The following is an 18,293-nucleotide window of genomic DNA, read 5'->3' on the forward strand; positions in this document are numbered from 1 at the left end:
GGTCAACCTGCCTTATCGAAATGATGGCACGAGTCAGCCCGGTTGTGGTGATCGAGGATCCATTGACTAAGCGCAACGCGCCATTCTATTCACGGTTCTATCACCAACCGTTAATGCGGTTGTATTTCACCGATACCGAGATGAACGGTAACCGACCGCTGCTAGATGATGTCTTTGCGCTTAAGCATGCGGCTAGCATGGACATGGCTAGCAGTGGTCTGGCACAAGACGGACATACTCCAGTTTTTGAAAACCCCAACACACCACGGTCAGCTAATTGGTATGCTCGGACCTACAATGCCCATTTGGTAGCCTTGATTCGACATCCAATTCAGACAATCCGGTACCAGATGCGCTATTTCCGGATGCCAATCGTGGCTCATCATTCGGCCGCCCATCCATATGTACGCGAACGCCTATCTCCCAAGGCGTTCGGCGCATTGGGAGCAGCCGTGGCCGGCGGTGATGAGTTTCGGATGCGTATGGCACAGATGTTTGTCCGGTATTTACCTCTGATCGAAGGTTGGCCGGGGCAAGGAGTAGTGGTCAGCTATGAAAGTGTCGTGGCGGATGATTTGAGTGAGCTTGAGTTTCTGGCCGAACTTGATCCCGACTGGCAAACCAAGCTGCGTTCTGAACGGGATCGGCCGCCACGATCGACCGTGAGTACAACCCAAGGAACCTTTCGCACTGGAGTGGCGGAGTTTAGCGACAAGGAGCGGGCCTGCCTGGCACAGATGGTCAAAGCGTTTGATGAGCACCTGGGGCTACATTCCAAAATGAGCCCAGGACGACAAAGAGACGCGCAATGACCATCCCAAAGCAACATGATTCTGATTCCCCAAACAAGATCACCTTTCTGATCTATTGCGCTCGATCCGGATCAACCTTTCTCGCGAATGGCATCTCCGAGCGGCGCCCCAGCGTGGTGGTTATCCCTGAAACGCGGCTGCCGCTATTGATCATATGGCGCAACGAAGACGAGATCCGCGCCATGGATGTCCCCGGGCTGCGCGCCTTTTTCGACCGAGACATGCAGCTGGACAATTTGGGCCTTTCGGAGGCACAGCTGCAGGCGCTGGCGCACGCCCAGGCAGGGCAGGGGCGCCGTGCTCTCCTTTTGGGCCTTTTTGAGGCTTACCGCAGCGCCCATGGTCTGAAGGGTTCGCATTTTCTGGTGAAGAACGCACGAGTTGTCTTTGAACAAAAGGCCCTGCGCGAGGTGCTGCCCGAGGCAGAGTTTCTCGAGATCCTCCGCGACCCGCGTGGAGTAGCAAATTCGATGATGACCACCCGGACTGTCTATTCCTACGGCGGCCCAATGGCGGGAGGTGATCCGCTGAAGGCAGCCCGCATCTGGTTGCAGCATCGTCGGGCCATGGACCAGCTCACCGAGCCTGTGACCCAAGTGCGTTACGAAGAGGTAATGGCGAACCCGGCCACAGTAGCGCCCCTGCTTACGTTGCTCTTTGGGCCAGAAGGGAAGGGGGCTGCCCCTGCGACGGCCCAGATCGTATCAGAAAAAGAACGCTCGCTGCACAAGCTCGTGGGCAAGGAGGCGAACGCTAGCCGTCTTGATGCCTGGAAGACCAATATCAGTGCGCGCACGGGCATGGCCATCGAGGCGCTTTTGGGTGAGGCGATGATCAAAGCTGGCTACCGGCCCCACTTCACCGCCGGTGCGGACGCTGACGAGATCCGGGCCGCCTGTGCGTATCAGGCCAGGGTCAGCAAGTTGCTTTTGGCCAAGCACGCCGCCCGCACCGGAATCCACTGGGTACGTGAAGCTTTCAAAAGCCCGACTCAGGTGCTCTTTCGCATCGAAAACATGCGCCGCAACCCAAGGTGAAGGACCTAAATGAAACGCTCTGCAAAGCCCAATGTCTTTCTAATAGGCGCACCCAAATGTGGAACCACTACTGTGGTGCGCGCCCTCGAGACTCATTCGCGAATTTTTTTGCCTTATCCCAAGGAAACAGGGTTCTGGTCCCATGATTTGGTGTCAAAGTCCGATGTGACCAATCTAACAAGCATCGATGACTATCTTGCGCTTTTTGCAAAGGCGCCGAACAGCAAGACCCATCTTCTTGATGGGTCCGTCATCCACATGTTTTCAGAAGTTGCTGTGGCGGAAATATTGAAGTTCAATCCCAATGCCCGTTTCCTGGTCATGCTGCGCAACCCTGTGGATCAGGTGCAATCGCTGCATCAAGAGCAGCGCTTTGCAATGAACGAGGACGAACCTGATTTCTGGACCGCTTGGCAATTGCAGGATGCACGGGCGAGGGGCGAACACGTGCCTAAGCAGTGCCCCGATCCAGTGCGGTTGTCGTACGCGCGACAGGATATGTTGGGGGATCAATTGGAACGCGCCATGTCTCAGATTCCCAAAGACCAACTTTGGGTCGGTTTTGTTGAGGATCTACAAAGGAACACTGAAGCGGTTTACGCTGAAATTCTCGCGTTTCTTGGGTTGGAGTTTGAGCCTTTGGTCGATCATGGCCCGTCTAAGTCTTCGCGGACCCATCGTTTTCCGGGCTTAGCCAATTTCTATCAATCGCCACCCGCAGCCTTTGCGCCACTTGTACGTCCGGTCAAGCATTTGCTGCGCTCGGGTGGGGCGACTCAAAAATTGGTTCGCCGCCTCCTCATCAAGGACATGAAACGCGATGTGCTTTCGTCAGAGCGACGGGCTGAATTGCATGCACTCTTTGATCCTCAAACCGCCAAAATCGAAATGCTCACTGGGCGCGATCTGTCTTCTTGGAAAGCCGCCCCCACTGCCGAAGCCTAAGGTCATGTCCATGAAACCTAATTTTTTCATCATCGGGGCACCCAAATGCGGCACCTCGGCTTTAGCCCACTACCTTGGCGAAAATGAACAAGTGTTCATGACAGACCCAAAGGAGCCGTTCTATTTTTCGTCCGATTATCCCGAATTAAAAAATCAGCACTTTCTGACTGACGACAGTAGCTACCTGGCGCTGTACAAGAATGCCGATCCTGCGCAACACATTGCGGTAGGAGAGGCGTCAACGAATTACCTCGCCTCCGAAGTGGCTATAGACAATGCGCTGGCAATGACCCCTGACGCCAAGTTCATCGTACTGTTACGCAATCCGGTTGAAGTCGCACATGCCTTCCACATGGAACAAGTTTTTGCGCGTAATGAAGACGAAGAAGATTTTGAAGCCGCTTGGGATCTGCAGGAAGCTCGTGCTCAGGGCCAGCGCATTCCGGACAGCTGTTTTGCCCCGCAATTCCTGATGTATCGTGATGTGGCTCGCTATCCTGAGCAAGTGGAGCGTTTCTTTGCCAAGGTACCCAAAAACCGTCGTCTGGTGCTTTTCCAGGAAGACCTCAAACGCGATACGCGCGGGTTGTATGTGAAATCGCTCGAGTTTCTCGGCATTTCTGATGATGGTCGAACAGACTTCCCGATCATGAACGCATCGCACAAACACCGCTCCGAGTTCATCGCCAATTTAGTGTTGCGCCCCCCCAAATGGCTCCAACCGGCCGTATGGGCGTTGCGCAATTACGCGCGACGAAACAAGCCTGCCTTCATCGAGGCCGTCAAAAGCAAACTTCGAGTCAAAGCCAAGCGGGCTGATATGCCTAATGCGGTCAAGGCCAACCTATACAGTGTGTTTCACCAAGATGTGGAACGGCTAGAAGAAATTCTTGGTGTTGAGTTGCCAGATTGGAAGCAAAACGAAAGACATCCTGGCTAGTCCGTATTTTCCTATAAAGCTTCGGTGTCGTTGTTTTGCTGTCCGTTGTTAGGGGTGAAGTGAGCCAGTGTGCTGTTGTTCGTGTGCCGACGCATCGAATTATAGAACCGCTTGATGCTATCGAACGCATGCGTTCGGGCTTGCTCGTGTTCTCGATGTTTACTCGATCTGGTCTTTGGGCGCACCATGCCCTGAAACAATGTCTAGCATTGGAGAACGAACGGAGCTGGCCCGATGAATACTCTCGAGCGCCGAATTGGCTATTCATCCAGCAATGATATCAGTTCAAAAACCAAATCCATTATTTAAAGGGGTCAAGACCTAATACGCGCCTGCAAAGATTAAGGGGTGACTTACGAACAGTGACGGGGCCCCCTACAAAAAGAAACCCTGTTTACATTGGAAATGTAAGGTCTGTCTGTATGTCAGGCCACGTTGCGACGGCGGCTAAAGAGACCCAAACCAGCAAAGGCCATGAGCGCCATCGGCAAACTAGCCGGCAACGGGACGGCGCTGAGCGATGTGGCCGACAGTTGGGCTGGAATTGCGCTAACTGTTATTTGGTTGACGCGGATGCCACTGCCCGATGTGTGGTTAATTGTAAACTTGTCTCCGAACAAGTTCAGGTTTGAGAAGGTTACAAGCGAATGACCTCCAGACCCATCACCAGAAGCTGAATAGGAACCAAGTATGTTTGAGTCCCCATCCCGAATGTCAAACCCTTCAGACCCGTCTCCGTGTTCGAAAAAAACGCCCGCAGAAAGATTCACTATCGCAGAAAATTCAAACGTCAGAACCTGGCTCGATGACTCAATCCGGTTACTTCCGTCGCCTGTTATACCAATTCCGTGTGAGTTTCGATGGATGTCGCCGCCATTGCTTGAGACATCCAGTGTAATCCCATCTAGTGCGAAAACTTCAGTCGACCCGAGGTTTGCGAGGGCCCCGGTGAAATCAAACACCGTTGCGGCGATCGCCCCGCTGGACATCGCCCCCACAGCTAGCACTGCGCAAAAGGTCGCTTTTATGGAACGTTTAAACATCATTTTTTACCTTACATTCGGGCGGCAACTTTACTTTGCACTCTGTCAGTGCAATTTCCACTACCCTTTTCTACGCGTTCACGACCCCGTTTTGCAAGGTCAATCGGCAAAGGCTTGCTGAATACTTTGTTTTGTTACTTTTTCAAAAGACCTGCATCGGGGATGCCCGTCGCGTTTTTTCTTGCGACGCCCATCAGCAACATCCTGCCAAGTTGATAAGGCACGTTTTTTGATCAGCATCGGAAAAGTCGTCAACGCGAAAGCGTCGCTATCAGTAAGCGTTGCTTCAGCCTTTGAAGTTCCACGGTAGCAGCTGATCGATGTCCTTCTGCTTATGGCCATTGACGATGGCTGTGAGGACGCCGGTCAGATAGGTATGCGGCTCGATCTGGTTCAGTTTGCAGGTTTCGATAAGCGACGCGAGCATGGCCCAGTTTTGGGCACCTGTGTCGTGACCGGCAAAGAGCGCGTTCTTTCGCTGGAGGGCAATCGGGCGGATGGTCCGTTCCACGGCATTGCTGTCCATCTCGATGCGGCCATCGGTCAGGAACAGGATCAGCCCGTTCCAGTATTTGGTTATGTATTTGAGGGCCTCGCCGGTTGGGGATTTGGCAGATACCTGTGACCTGGCTTGATCCAGCCAAGATTTGAACGTTTTGATTTTGGGTTCGGACTTTTGCTGCCGGATTGCCAGGCGTTCTTGGGCAGATGCGCCACGCGTCTGTGCCTCGATCCGGTACAGGGCTGCGATCTGCTTGAGCCCTTCATCAGCGATAGGAGCCACGTTGTTGTGGGTCAGCTCTTATAGCTTGCGACGCGCATGCGCCCAGCAATAAGCCAGCCCAATCGGGTAATCGTCACGCAAATCAAGCACGCGGTTGTATCCGGCATAGCCGTCGACCTGCAGAATGCCACCGAAGCCCTGCAATATCTCTGATGCGTATTTGCCAGACCGCCCCGGTGCGTAGGTAAACACGACGCCGGGCGGTTCTAGCCCGTTCCAAGCACGGTCATCGCGCGCGAGTGCCCAAAAGTAACCCTTCTTTGTCTTGCCGCTTCCCGGATTGAGGACCGGCGCGGGCGTCTCATCCATGAACAGCTTTGAACTTGTTTTGAGATGATCCAGCAGCGCGTCATGAACAGGCTTCAACTCATGGGCCGCTTTGCCGACCCAAAAGGCCAAGGTGGAACGGTCGATGTTGACGCCCTGACGCGCATAGATTTGGCTTTGGCGATACAACGGCAGGTGATCGGCATACTTTGAGACGATCACGCTGGCGATTGTCGCCTCGGTTGGCATGCCACCTTCGATCAAGCGCGGTTTGGCGGGTGCTTGCACGATGCCAGCTTCGCAGGATCGGCAGGCATATTTGGGACGGCGGGTGACAATCACCCGGAACTGGGCGGGGACGATGTCTAGCCGTTCGCTGACATCTTCGCCTATGACATGACGCTTAGTTCCACATCCGCAGGCGCGCTTGGGCTCAATGACCACCTCAACCCGTTCCAGGTGCTTGGGCAGTGACCCCCGGTTGGTTTGGCGCGGCTTTGGGGACCGCAAGGGGGCAGTCCGTTCGTCTGCATCAATCTCAGCTTCCACCTGCGCGATGGCGGTCTCGATATCTTCGAATTCCAGCTCATACTGGGCTGGGTCAATCTTCTCGGATTTGGTCCCAAAGAGCGCCTTTTTGAACGAGGCCACCAAGGCCTCAAGCCGCGCATTCTGATCCTGTTGCGCACGGATGATCGCCTTCAGCTCGGCAATGTCGTCAGGTAATTCATCAGGTGCGGTCATGCCCGATGCCATAACAAAACAGGGGCAGAATGACTCGCACAAACGCCCCTGTGAGTCACTCCGCCGCAGCCGGAGCCGCTACCTCCAAAGGGCGCACGCGCCGCCAATCCAAACCCGCAAAGAGTGCCTCAAACTGGGCCGGTTCCAGACGCATCACACCGTTCCTGATCGCAGGCCATGTGAAGCTGTTATCCTCAAGCCGTTTGTAGGCCATCACGAGCCCGCTACCGTCCCAGTAGATCAGCTTCAGCCGATCCGCACGCTTGGCACGGAACACATAGACCGATCCATCAAAAGGCTTCTGGCGCAATTGGCTTTGCTCCAAGGCGGCCAGCCCGTCATGGCCCTTGCGGAAGTCCACCGGATCACTGGCCACAAAAATCCGCACCTTGTGGGATGGCGTGATCACGTCGCCAAAGCCCGCGTGATAGCGCCGATCCGCGCCGCTGGCGTCGCCGCATCAAGACGAACGGTGACATCGCCTTTGATCACATCAATCGTGCCAGAAGAGGTGACAGGAAGAGGCTGGAGCACGGGCGCAGGCGCTTCAATCTCAACCGGTACAAAATCCATGCCGTCCAAATTTGGCAGAACCAGCTTGCCCTGCCGCGCCATCCGCCGCCAATCTGACACTGTGCTGGGGATCAGCTCATACCGCTTGGCAACCGCGTTGACCGTCTCGCCCTCAATCAACGTCTCCGCTACGATCCGAGCCTTCAACTCCGATGGCCAATTCCGTTTGCCGTCTGCACGGCGTGGCACCCTTGCCAGAAACTCGCTTGTAGCTCCCATCGAAAAACTCCCTCAAACCAAAGAAGCCTCTGAATCGCAGATCAAGCGTCAGCTCGAAAGTGTGGGGGCACCGCACCGCTTACCGCTATCAAGTGATAGTCTGTAAAACGATTGCCTCGCTTCAAGGCACAATCACCTTGACAGACTCTCACTACTTGCCTGTCGGGATTAGTACACTTGCTGGAGTTCGGGCGATCAACGAGATGTCCAATGCAAGAGATATATTCTCAGAATATTCTGCATCAAATTCAACGCGTTGCGCGTAAGAAGCTTCGTTTCGGCCAGACAGTTGCCAAATCCCAGTTATCCCCGGTTTGCACTGCAGATAAGCCGCTCTGTTCGCCCCATAGCGAGCCAGTTCCTCTTCAATGACGGGACGCGGCCCGACAAAGCTCATTTCTCCGCGCAGTACGTTGATGATTTGTGGCAGCTCATCCAAGCTGGTCCTGCGCATGAATGAGCCAAAACGTGTTATTCTGGGGTCGTTGGTCAGCTTTTGATCGTAATCCCATTCCGCGCGAGCGTCCGGGTCGGATTCGAGTAAGTCGCGAAGACGTTCATTCGCGTCTTGCACCATCGAACGGATTTTCCAGCACTTAAATTTCGATCCATGTTGCCCGATTCGCTGATGACCATAGAATCCAGAGCCACCTTCGGCACGTGCAATCATCCAAAGGACTGCAACCACAGGGGCAAGCAGGGGGAACAGCACCAAAGCAAGAGCAATATCAAGAACGCGCTTTCCAAAGCGCTCATACCAGCCAACATTTTCGGTCTTTGGAAGTGCGATAGCATCTGCTCCGACCCCAGATATGTCTTCATATTTCAAATTTTCAGGCCCCTGAGGCAGTCTTACCGCGCAGTTTTACATCATTTTTATTTTTACTGAATTTTTCGCATCGCAGCAAATGGAGCCTTTGTAAATTGGTTTGTTGGGCGAGGTCATTCTGCAGTCGCAGCTAAAATTTTGTGCGCTGAAAGTTAAAGCTAAAGTTGAGGATATCTAAAAAGTAATTTTATATCAATATCGTGGCCTGTTTCTACTGCTGTGATTGTGTGAGCGCGTATCTGCAGCCAAATTACGCAATGGTTACGAAAAATACTCGCGTGGGCAGCAGAGCCACCCCATACATTCTCGCCAAAAGAGAATCACCGCACCTTTGCTGGGAACATCTGGACTTAGCTGCAAATGCAATCTGACGCCTTTTCCGTTCTGTGCATTGACCGCCGGGAAAGGGGTAGAAACGAAGCTGTTTCTTAGCGCGCTTGTTCGCTGGCTATCCCTTGGCACCTTGCCCACGAGAATACACGTCCTCGTACCGAATGATGTCATCCTCACCCAGATACGAACCTGTTTGTACCTCAATAATAACCATAGGCACTTTGCCGGGGTTCTCCATGCGGTGCACAGCACCTAGTGGGATATAGACAGATTGGTTTTCGCTGATCAGTTTGACCTCTTCATCCACTGTCACCTTGGCGGTGCCTTCAACAACAATCCAATGCTCTGCGCGGTGATGGTGACTTTGCAGGCTCAGTGCCGCACCGGGGTGGACGACGATCCGTTTGACCTGAAACCGATTGCCAATAACGAGGCTTTCAAACCAGCCCCAAGGGCGGTGATCCTTGGGGAACTGCTCGGCCTGCAATGCACCTTGCGCTTTCAGTGATTTGACAGCCAGTTTGACATCCTGTCCGCGGGAAGTATCAGCGACAAGGACGGCATCGTTCATCGCAATGGCGACTATGTTCTTGAGGCCAATTCCCACAAGCGCCATTTCGTCGCTTTCGGAACGAAGCAGCGTCGCATCGCAGTCGATAGCCGTAGCATGACCATGGGTGGCCACACCGCGATCGTCCTGCGGGCTTTCCCGCAACACGGCATCCCATCCCCCAAGGTCAGACCATGCACTGGTGTAGGGAACAACGGACAGGTTGTCGGCACGTTCCATCACAGCGTAATCAATCGAGATATCTTCGACCTTGGACCAAGCCGCTGGTGCGAGGCGCAGGAACCCAAGGTCGGCCTCGGCGCTGTCCACCGCCTCGGTCACCGGGGCGATCAGGTTGGGTGCATGCGCCTTGAACGCATCAATAATGGCAGACGCCTTGAACATGAAAATCCCTGCGTTCCACATGTGCCGGCCTGATGCCACAAGTGTGGCTGCGGTTTCTGCGTCAGGCTTTTCCACAAAGCGGGACAGGGGGGCAGGGTGGCCGTCACTGGCTTTTTCCAGTTCAAGATAGCCGTAGCCCGTTTCGGGATAGGTCGGCTTGATTCCGAACGTAACCAGCTGTCCAGTCCGGGCGACGTCCAAAGCGGTCATAGCAGCAGCATGAAAGTCGGCACTGTCTGGAATCAGGTGATCAGAAGGACAAACCAACATGACCGCTTCGGGGTCCGTTGCGTCAAGATAAAGCGCGGCGGCCAAAACGGCGGGCGCCGTATTGCGCCCCTCGGGCTCGATCAGGATCGCGCCCGGATCAATGCCAAGAGCGGCAAGTTGTTCGGTCACAATAAAGCGGAAATCAGATCCGGTGATCACCAACAGTTTTTCAAAAGATCGCAACCGCTCTGCCGAAGCCTGAAACAGCGTCTGCTCACCCAGAAGCGGCACAAATTGTTTTGGATAGCTTTTGCGAGACAGCGGCCAAAGCCGTGTGCCCGAGCCGCCGCACAGCAGAACCGGTGTAATCGTCATCTGTCAGGTCCTCTAAACTCAGTCCGTCGCAAAGCGCGCAGTATTGATCAATGATGGCAATATCTGAGATACGGCCCGGTTCCATGTCGTAATCGGTTGCTGTGCAATAAATACGACATCATCTGGGCGCATCTCAAAATTTGTCATCAAGGCAAAGTTTGCGGCGTTTCGCGCGTCCAGATGCCATGCCGTGACAGCCCCAAATTCCCGAGGGTCTTGCGACGCGCGCAACACATAGATTTGCGAAATGTCACCGGATTCAACCGTGACCCCACGCGCGTTGTCAAACAACGCATCCGCCAGATTGGCGGTGCGCTCGAATGGCAAAGCATAGCGGGTCTGCGTCCGCACTTCCCCCGTCAAATACACATAATCACGATTATCTGCGCCAAGCTCCTGACGTAGCTCGTAGTTTGTTCGTGCCTCTGTCAGTTCTGCTCGGCGTGTGTTGACCTCAAATTGCAGTTCTACAATCGCAGTGTTACGCGCTTGTCGGCGTGCGTCTGACAGCAGGATTTGCTGCTGGAAATATGTTTCGGCCTGATCGAGTTCATATTCCGTGTCGACAAAAACCGCGTCGCCATCAACCAGCCGCGTGCGCAAAAGATTGGCACGGCTGTAGAGCGTCGTAAGTGGGATCTGATAAAGCGTGCCGTCACGATAGATGCGCACCGAAGCAAAATCCTGATCCGGCACTGTCACACTGCCCGCAGCCGCCAACGCGTCGCCAAGGAACAGAGGTGTCAGCCCAATTGGCACAACGGCAGGCGTGCCGACCGCACCCCCGATCGACACTTTGCGGGAATTGAACTCGGCAATTTCGAGGCTGAAAGTCGGATCGAACTGATTTTCAACAAGGCGCTGAAACAGAACATCTTCGGCGGACTCGATGGTCAGCCCCGCAATGCGCACCCGGCCCACATTCGGAATATTGACTGACCCGTCGTCCTGCACTGTATAACCTTGCCGGGAGTTTTGCGCCGCAAGCAAACCGGATAATTCTTCGACGGTTGAACCAGAGCTTGGGGTTGAAAACAGAACCACGTCGCCGATGCCGATTTCGTAAGGGCCGGGATTTGCGGCTGGAGGAATGCGCAATTCAAGATCACCGGGGCGCGCCTCAAGATCGAATGTAGGTTCAGGCAACGCGCCTGCGCCGCGCAGCCCCGACCCCCCGCCGGCTGTCAACGAGAACACGGCAGGCAATGTCTTGGGATTATAGGGCGAACGGTTGGCCAAAACGACCGTTTCGCCGTTCATGGGCACAACCCGCACATTGGTTCCGCCCGCCGGGCCTGATTGTACCGAAGACGAGCGATAAATCGTACCGCAGCTTGAAACTGCCACCAAAGCAGCCGCCGCTATGATGTACTTCAGCATCCTAAGTCTCCTTCATTCCGGTACAATACGCGTCGAAATTGCACCGACGACTGGGCCCGCCCATTGCCGGGACAGTATAATAGAGCCACGCGATGGTGCCACCCAGTACAAGTTTACGAACTCCTGATCGAGGCTTCGGCAACTTTCACGCATAAGGCGCGTATCGACTGGAGTCCCAAAAAGGTCAATCTCCCGTGCGCCATCGTTATCAACCCGGCAGCGATAAGTGCGTGTGACAGCACGCTCTTCCCCATCCAGATAGGTGTGGAACCGATCCGACCAGCCTGATCGCATGCCAAGCACCAACTCCAATGGCTCCGAAAGCTCCGAAGCAAGCAATCCTTCGCCGAAACCGCGAGTACTGTGCAGAATTCCCGATTGCAGAGTGAGCTGTGCACCTTCGGGGCTGATCCAATACGCAAATTCACCATTTTGCCGTTCCAGCAACAGGTTCCCGTTGGTTTCCAGATCTACAAAGCCGACTTGCAGTACAGGAGCTTTCGCTTGAAACAATGAGATAAACCGAGGCGAAATACTGGCCTGTTCAGGCCGTAAAGCCAAATTCGCCTGGCCAAGCGCACTGCTTTCGTCGAGGACGTCGCCGCAGCCGACCAATGCCAACAGCAACGCAACGACATGTCCAAAGCGCGGTATCATCGGTAAAAGCGCCCCCAGCCGTTGTTCAACCCGATTGCACGGTTGTCCCGGGTCACTCCATAGAGACGATTTGCAACAAACAACCGCGCGCCACCATCACGGGTAACCGGCTGAATCGTGCGGCCATAATTTTCTCGGGACGGTTTCCCCGTCAACCATGACAGTGGAATAGTCATCCGGATTCCTTTGTCGAAGGAGCCTTCGCCAAAGTCTTCAAACGACACATCCGTCAGTGTGAAATAGCCGCCAATCTTGAACCCGTTGTTGAACTCTCGATCGATTCCCAGCGTGGCACCCCAATCGCCCGCAAGATAGCGGCCTGCATCAACCTGTGCGACAAAACCACTGCGAAAATCGTAATAGGCAGACGCGTGACCCGTCACGACATCATAGTCCTGCAAACCAAACAGCATGTCGAAATCCCGTTGTCGAACATAGTTTATCTCAACTCCAAGGGCCAACGGGCTATCGATTGGATACCACAAAAGTTCACCTGACACGCCAGCATACATCGCTTCGAGATAGCCTGCAGAAACGCGGCCAAAAACATTCTCGCGCGGCTTGAACATATATTCGGCGGTCAGGCGATTGATCTCGAGGTCAGATTCTATTGCATAGAGCGCTGCATCTGACCGGACGCGCGGCAGAACCGAGTCCGATCGTCGTGTCGCCTCGTCAATGTTGCCGATGACAGGTTGGCGAAGAAGCATATCAAAACTCAAACCCGGGTTTGGGCGATAGCTCATTGCCAGCTGAGCACCAAAATCGAAGCGCAAAGGTTCATCCGGATCAAAGAAAGAGAATCTTGTGAAGGGACCAAAACCGTAGAAAAACTTTGGGTAAAGCCCGTCAATCTCGCCATCGCGGGTATCGGGATCAGCATCCTCGATCTGACTTCGCGACAGGGACCGCCACGCTCCGTCAACATCCGTTTGCAACTCCCTCAGATCATCGCGTTGCAAGGTAATTGTGCTGTTCGGTACACCAAACTCCTGCGTGGTGATGATGAACGTATCAATATTGCTGGGCAAAGTATTGGCCATTACCCGCGCCGCCCGGCCAATAGCCTGCGCCTCGATACCCCACAAAGTGTTCTCTATCCGGATCGTGGCGCGCGGGCCATCAACGACAAAGCCTTCAAGGGTCATACCCTCTTCTTCCAAACGCTCTTGCATCAACTGCCGAGCACGGGTGAGCGACTTGCGATCACTCAACTGCATATCCGCCAAAGTGGCTTCACTGCGATTGCCGATGGGCAACGGCGCTTTGTCAAATCCACCCGGGGCCCGAGGGTTTTTTGGATTGAAGACATAGCTGTATTGAAGGCCGATTTCCCGACCACCGATGACGAAGGCGCGCAGGTTGGAACCACTGGAAAAAGTGTAGTTGAGGCCGACGTTGAAGGGCGATTCGATGTCGACCAGACCGCGTTCGACTTCGTCATCGTAAGCATCAGTTGAATATTCCAGCTGAAAGCTCAGCCGGTCGGTCGCCTGATACTCTACACCCGCAAAAATCGCGGCTGGGCCCCGAAACCAAGCGCCAGTGTCGAGCTGCCCGGTTTCTTCAATTCCGCGAGGTTCAGGGCGGGTTCGAAACGAATCAAAGATATACGACAGCGGATTACGAAACTCTCCCCGCTGAGCCAACCGGCCCCAACCCATGCCCCCGGTGACCGTAAAGCGATCACCAAAGCTTTTTGTAGCTACGACGTATTCGCTCGAAAGGCGCCCGGTGCCACCAAAATCGCGCAATCCAAAGGCCAGACCAGGTGTGGTCTCAGTTTCAAACGCCATTTGAAAGTGAACATCAAAACTGCGATCATAAAAGTTTTCAGGCGCGGTTGGCGACCCTTCATTAAAGTTTCGAAGAATGCTGTACCGGAACGATCCATACACGCGAGGGAGAACCTGAAAGGTAAGCGTGTTCCTCGTATTGTTTCCGAAGTAATTGGTCGTCAGCGCGACTTCACCGTCCTCAAGCACTTGAGCCGTCGGCAAGTCGATCAAACCAGGGGTGCCAAATGTCGAGAGTGTTTGCGCGCCGACAGGCTCAGCAGCGGCGAGGCCAAGGCAACCGTAAAATACTGCCAAATATCGCAGCTTCATTGGCTGCCTTTCTCACTACTCAAAACCCGTATATCAACCAAAGGTGGAAGCCTTCACTTCCCAATCCACTACGCCTATGATTTTAAGACAGGTTGCGCCTCTACTGAAACATCACTTACCCGAGAAATACGCATGTTCAAAAGGCTCTTTAGGCGATTTGTTGCTAGCTCGGACTTTCCGGCAACAGCCCCTGAAAGCCCGTTCATTGCTGTCGGCGACATTCATGGATGCGTGGATTTACTCGAGCGTTACCTAGGCCTTGAACCCGGCGACCCGCTGGTCTGTGTAGGCGACTACGTTGATCGCGGCGACAACAGTGCAGAAGTATTGCGCCTGCTGCACGCACGCCCGGACATCATCTGCCTGTCCGGCAACCACGAAGAGATGATGCTGGATTTCCTGAAGGACCCAGCAGGTTCTGGGGCGCGTTGGCTGCGCTATGGGGGATTGCAAACGCTGGCCAGCTTCGGCGTTGCCGGTGTGACCGAAACCAGTAGCGCCGACGCGATGGCGCAGGCGCGTGATCAGTTGCAAGACGCAATGGGCCCAGACCTGATCACATGGATGAAAAGACTGCCAAAGTGTTGGCAATCTGGCAATGTGGCTGTTGTCCATGCAGGCGCCGACCCTGCGCAAAGTATAGAAAATCAAACTGAAAAAGTCTTGCACTGGGGCCACCCGGACTTTGCAAAGGCCACAAGGACAGATGGCGTTTGGATCGTTCATGGACACACGATCGTTGCGGAACCAACCGCCACCCGCGGCCGTATTTCAATAGACACCGGTGCCTACGCGACCGGGCGCTTGACGGCTGCACTGATCGAACCAGGCAAGACGACATTCGAGACAATCACCTGAGTGAGCGGCGTTTGAGATCGCGACACACCCAAAGCCCCCGACGCTCGCCAGCTCTGTCGTCGCGGATCTTTTGCATCGCTCGCTCGATGTCATCGTCGCATTGCACTCGCATGGGGCAGTCGCGCGCTAAAAGATACATTGTAACGAAGTGCTCGTCGACGGCTTTTCTGCACTCAGCTAGCAGTTTCTCTTTTCGTTTGTTCAGCTTCAGTGAATGGGCCCAGGTCCTCGGCGGCGCAAATATTACAACAGCACTGCTCGACAGGCTTACAAACCGTTGCCACATCCTCGAGATCGGCAACAACCGTTACTGTTTCAAAGCCGTTTCAGAGGCCGTGGAGAAAACATCAAAGAAGGCCACCACATTGAACAAAGTATAGTCGCCTTTACAAAATTTAAGGTGAGTCAGATCTCGGTGATAACACCGGGTCAGTTCTGAACGACCTTCAACAGCGACCGATCAGAAGTCGGTTGGTTTGCTCCAATGAGAAAAACTAAATTCTGCGTCCTCCCCCGATTACTTCGTACAAAAGAAACCAAAAACTTGAAGTCTGTACCCAAAAGTATTGACCTCGGGCATAACCAAAAAGTTCTAACTAGAAACCATTTTCCACAGACGCGGGCACGTGCACTGACAGCGGAAAATTGGATCGTTTGAACCCGGAGTTTTCGGCTAAGTTTTCTTGGCTGGTAGAGGCGTGGAATCGCATGAAAGCATCGAAGTTTGCTTCGGCCTCTGCATTGCTGAGCAGCCCCACCTGAGTGGTCCAAATTGAAAGTTAGTGGATGATTGGCCTTTGGTCCATCAAGACGATGGCCTCCGGCGCAGGTGGGCAGACAGCGTTCTGTCAAAGCTCGGTTGGAGGGAAAGACCACCATGTCGGCATTTCCGCCCAGCATCTTTTCGGGATGAAAGCTCAGCAATGCTTCGAGCACGCCGCTGCCTTTAACAGGCCAGCCGTCACCGGCCGCTGCCCAAAGGGCGTTGTTACAAGTCGTTCCATAAGCTGTTCACAAGGCAAAAAAGTGCCGTTCACCCGCCAGGTGTTGTTGACAGCCGACTCATAGAGCGCGTAGATTCGGAGGTGTTAGAACCAAATCGGAGCCTCTCGGGTCGTTATGATCTGGGGGGCTTTGTTTTTATCCGGCTATGCCTGTCTCGTGCCTCCTGTTGTTAATTTACTGCTCTTGCTCATCATCAGCCTGAGTTTGAACCCAGTGCTGGTGAAGATCGGAAAGGTGTTCGACAAGCCAATCCTCGAACCCGCCTTCGCGGGGCAGGGTGAGGACAACCTTGTCATGTCCCAGCATAGCGCGCGCAATCGGAGCGCCAGAAACGGCCCCCATGATCGTGCGCCGGCTGGCGCGGGGTCTGGGCAGACCATCCGTATCCGTATGTTTGAGCGCGACCGGATCCAGTTCGTCTCCGGTTCGGATGGCGATTTCAAAACGCTCGTTGCTGTCGCTTTCCGAGGTTGCCTTGACCGCGACCATTTCAATCATGGTTTCGGCGTCTGTGTCTCCGACCTCAAGCTTGCCCGCCAGCGCGTTCCATCGGTCCCGCCCAACCGCTGGGGCGGCCCCGATTGTGTTGATCAGCTCGCCGCCAATTCGGTCGACGATTTGCAACATCCGCGACACCACAGTCTTGTCGATGGCCAGCGCATCGCAGATCGCGGTACGGTCATAGCCGCCATCGCGCATCTGGGCTGCAAAGTTTGCCTTTTCGATGAAGGAAAGGCCGCGGCGTGCATTGTTCTCTTGCCCCTGCGCCATGATGAGGGCGCTGTCATCAAGCTCGCGCAGCAGCGCCTTGACCGGTTTGCCAAGGTCGCGCATCGCCAGCACGCGGCGGCGGCCATACACGATCTGATAGCGCTCGGGGTCTTCGGGGTGAGGCCGCACGAGGACGGGCACCTGTTGGCCATAGTCACGGATCGAGGCGAGGAGTGCGGCATCTTCGCCGTCGTCGGTTTCCAGCCGGTCTTGCAAACCACCCGCGTCAATCAGGAACGGATCGATGTCCAGCAAAGCGCGTGCTTTGAGCGCCTCAATGGATTGGCTGACCGCCCCGATCGCCCCTTTGAGCGGGCGTTTGGCGGCGGGTGTGATGTCGGCGGGTTTGGCCCCTTCGGCCATCAACCCTTCGAGCAGGTTTTTACGTGCCATTGCGCCCCCATGCGGTTTGCACCAGCTGTTCAATCTCACCGTTGACCGCGTTGATAGATTCCATTGCGCGGTCATAGGTCGTGCGGGTGAATTGGCCCTTTTCCACCTCGTATAGAGTCTGTTTTGTGATCCCGGCGTCCGAGATGGCGGTGGATTTGAGCACCGTGTTGTTGAGCACATGATCACCAAAGAGCGAGCGCATGAAGGTCACCATCTGGTTCTGCGGCCCGTCCCCGGGTTCGTAGCGCGTCACCACGTAGCGCAGCCAGTCGTAAGACATGTCACCCCCGGCATCGGCCACGACCCCAAGCAGGTTCGATGTCATCAGCAGAAACTGGCACATCGACATCACGTCGAGCATTTGCGGATGTACCGTGACCAGCACGGCAGTGGCCGCAGAAAGCGCGGACATCGTGAGGAACCCCAGTTGCGGGGGGCAGTCGATGATCACCACGTCGTAGTCATTTTCCACCTCGGCCAGCGCCGTTCCCACGCGGGTAAAGAACATCGCCCCTTCGCGCGCGGCCAGCGCCCGCGGCGTTTCGTGTTCGAACTCCATCAGGTCGAGATTGCCGGGGATCAGGTCGAGATTGGTGAAATAGGTTTTGCGGATCAGGCTTTGGATCGGAACGGGATCGTCATAGCGGATCGCGTCGTAAATTGTGCCGCCATCCAGCAGGTCGAATTCCGGCTGGAACCCGTGCAGCGCGGAAAACGACGCCTGCGGATCAAGGTCAATCGCCAGCACGCGGTACCCGTCCAGCGCCATTTTCTGGGCGAGGTGGGCGGCCGTCGTCGTCTTGCCTGACCCGCCCTTGAAGTTGATCACGGTGATCACTTGCAGGTGGTTGTCGTCCCGACGGCCGGGCAGATAGGTGCCGGGGGATTTTGCCCCTTTTTCGAGCATTTGCCGCAAGCTGAGGATATCCTGCGGCGTGTAGTGCCGCCGCCCGCCTGCGCGAATTTCAGGTTCGGGGCCACGGCCATCCAGGTGCAGTTTGCGCAGGTATGCGTCCTTGACCCCGAGAAGGTCCGCGACCTCACCCCTGTCTCTT

Annotated in this window: 17 protein-coding genes and 2 pseudogenes; 6 read left to right on the forward strand and 13 right to left on the reverse strand. The window is 55.0% G+C overall.

Annotated features, from left to right (window positions below; translation table 11 throughout):
• Positions 1-20 precede the first annotated feature (20 nt).
• The 4 genes from DHN60_RS17205 to DHN60_RS17220 are packed head-to-tail and all read left to right on the forward strand — an operon-like array spanning position 21 to position 3,734.
• Positions 21-812, forward strand: coding sequence for a hypothetical protein (locus DHN60_RS17205; protein ID WP_234423684.1), 792 nt, complete (start codon positions 21-23; stop codon positions 810-812).
• The gene (locus tag DHN60_RS17210) at positions 809-1,849 is read left to right on the forward strand and encodes a sulfotransferase (protein WP_108838566.1); all 1,041 of its coding nucleotides are present in this window, start codon (positions 809-811) and stop codon (positions 1,847-1,849) included. Before DHN60_RS17205 ends, DHN60_RS17210 begins: the two co-directional genes overlap by 4 nt.
• Before the next feature lie 9 nt (positions 1,850-1,858).
• Positions 1,859-2,794, forward strand: coding sequence for a sulfotransferase (locus tag DHN60_RS17215; protein ID WP_108838567.1), 936 nt, complete (start codon positions 1,859-1,861; stop codon positions 2,792-2,794).
• A gap of 4 nt (positions 2,795-2,798) precedes the next feature.
• Positions 2,799-3,734, forward strand: a complete 936-nt coding sequence (locus DHN60_RS17220; RefSeq protein ID WP_159089269.1) for a sulfotransferase domain-containing protein — start codon at positions 2,799-2,801, stop codon at positions 3,732-3,734.
• 425 nt (positions 3,735-4,159) lie between these two features.
• Here DHN60_RS17220 and DHN60_RS17225 read toward each other — a convergent pair whose 3' ends face one another.
• The 10 genes and pseudogenes from DHN60_RS17225 to DHN60_RS17265 all read right to left on the reverse strand — a co-directional run bounded on the left by DHN60_RS17225 (position 4,160) and on the right by DHN60_RS17265 (position 14,211).
• A complete protein-coding gene (locus DHN60_RS17225; RefSeq protein ID WP_159089270.1) occupies positions 4,160-4,780 on the reverse strand; it encodes a VPLPA-CTERM sorting domain-containing protein in 621 nt (206 codons plus the stop codon).
• 96 nt (positions 4,781-4,876) lie between these two features.
• Positions 4,877-5,017: a hypothetical protein gene (locus DHN60_RS22370; protein WP_159089271.1), complete on the reverse strand. Its 141-nt coding sequence runs from the start codon at positions 5,015-5,017 to the stop codon at positions 4,877-4,879.
• Positions 5,018-5,063: 46 nt separating this feature from the next.
• Positions 5,064-6,572, reverse strand: a pseudogene (locus DHN60_RS17230) (IS66 family transposase).
• A gap of 55 nt (positions 6,573-6,627) precedes the next feature.
• Positions 6,628-6,981: an IS66 family insertion sequence element accessory protein TnpB gene (gene tnpB / locus DHN60_RS17235; protein ID WP_108838570.1), complete on the reverse strand. Its 354-nt coding sequence runs from the start codon at positions 6,979-6,981 to the stop codon at positions 6,628-6,630.
• Complete coding sequence (locus DHN60_RS17240) at positions 6,978-7,364, reverse strand: transposase (protein ID WP_108838571.1); 387 nt, start codon at positions 7,362-7,364, stop codon at positions 6,978-6,980. Before DHN60_RS17240 ends, tnpB begins: the two co-directional genes overlap by 4 nt.
• 151 nt (positions 7,365-7,515) lie before the next feature.
• Positions 7,516-8,193, reverse strand: a complete 678-nt coding sequence (locus DHN60_RS17245) for a sugar transferase (protein ID WP_108838572.1) — start codon at positions 8,191-8,193, stop codon at positions 7,516-7,518.
• 448 nt (positions 8,194-8,641) lie between these two features.
• Complete coding sequence (locus DHN60_RS17250) at positions 8,642-10,066, reverse strand: mannose-1-phosphate guanylyltransferase/mannose-6-phosphate isomerase (protein ID WP_108838573.1); 1,425 nt, start codon at positions 10,064-10,066, stop codon at positions 8,642-8,644.
• 18 nt (positions 10,067-10,084) lie between these two features.
• On the reverse strand, positions 10,085-11,446 hold the full coding sequence (locus DHN60_RS17255) for a polysaccharide biosynthesis/export family protein (RefSeq protein WP_199913695.1): 1,362 nt from the start codon (positions 11,444-11,446) through the stop codon (positions 10,085-10,087).
• A gap of 12 nt (positions 11,447-11,458) precedes the next feature.
• Positions 11,459-12,103: a YjbF family lipoprotein gene (locus tag DHN60_RS17260; RefSeq protein WP_108838574.1), complete on the reverse strand. Its 645-nt coding sequence runs from the start codon at positions 12,101-12,103 to the stop codon at positions 11,459-11,461.
• Positions 12,100-14,211 (reverse strand): YjbH domain-containing protein, encoded by a 2,112-nt coding sequence (locus tag DHN60_RS17265; protein WP_108838575.1) that lies wholly within the window; start codon positions 14,209-14,211, stop codon positions 12,100-12,102. The genes DHN60_RS17260 and DHN60_RS17265 overlap by 4 nt, the downstream gene beginning before the upstream one ends.
• Before the next feature lie 132 nt (positions 14,212-14,343).
• Here DHN60_RS17265 and DHN60_RS17270 point away from each other — a divergent pair, with 132 nt between their 5' ends.
• The gene (locus tag DHN60_RS17270) at positions 14,344-15,069 is read left to right on the forward strand and encodes a metallophosphoesterase family protein (RefSeq protein ID WP_108838576.1); all 726 of its coding nucleotides are present in this window, start codon (positions 14,344-14,346) and stop codon (positions 15,067-15,069) included.
• Between the two features lie 203 nt (positions 15,070-15,272).
• Positions 15,273-15,449, forward strand: a pseudogene (locus DHN60_RS22710) (ATP-binding protein); the annotation flags it as partial.
• A 49-nt stretch (positions 15,450-15,498) separates the two neighbouring features.
• On the opposite strand, the gene DHN60_RS22855 reads toward DHN60_RS22710, so the two are convergent.
• The 3 genes from DHN60_RS22855 to repA all read right to left on the reverse strand — a co-directional run.
• Positions 15,499-16,005 carry a helix-turn-helix domain-containing protein gene (locus DHN60_RS22855; RefSeq protein ID WP_108838577.1) on the reverse strand — a complete coding sequence of 169 codons (507 nt, stop codon included), beginning with the start codon at positions 16,003-16,005 and terminating at the stop codon, positions 15,499-15,501.
• Positions 16,006-16,248: 243 nt separating this feature from the next.
• Positions 16,249-17,238: a plasmid partitioning protein RepB gene (gene repB, locus DHN60_RS17285; protein WP_108838578.1), complete on the reverse strand. Its 990-nt coding sequence runs from the start codon at positions 17,236-17,238 to the stop codon at positions 16,249-16,251.
• Positions 17,228-18,293: plasmid partitioning protein RepA (gene repA, locus DHN60_RS17290; protein ID WP_108838579.1), on the reverse strand; the 1,066-nt coding region annotated here is incomplete at its 5' end. The genes repB and repA, both read right to left, overlap by 11 nt.

The sequence above is a fragment of the Tateyamaria sp. Alg231-49 genome, from assembly GCF_900143535.1.
Lineage (GTDB): Bacteria > Pseudomonadota > Alphaproteobacteria > Rhodobacterales > Rhodobacteraceae > Tateyamaria.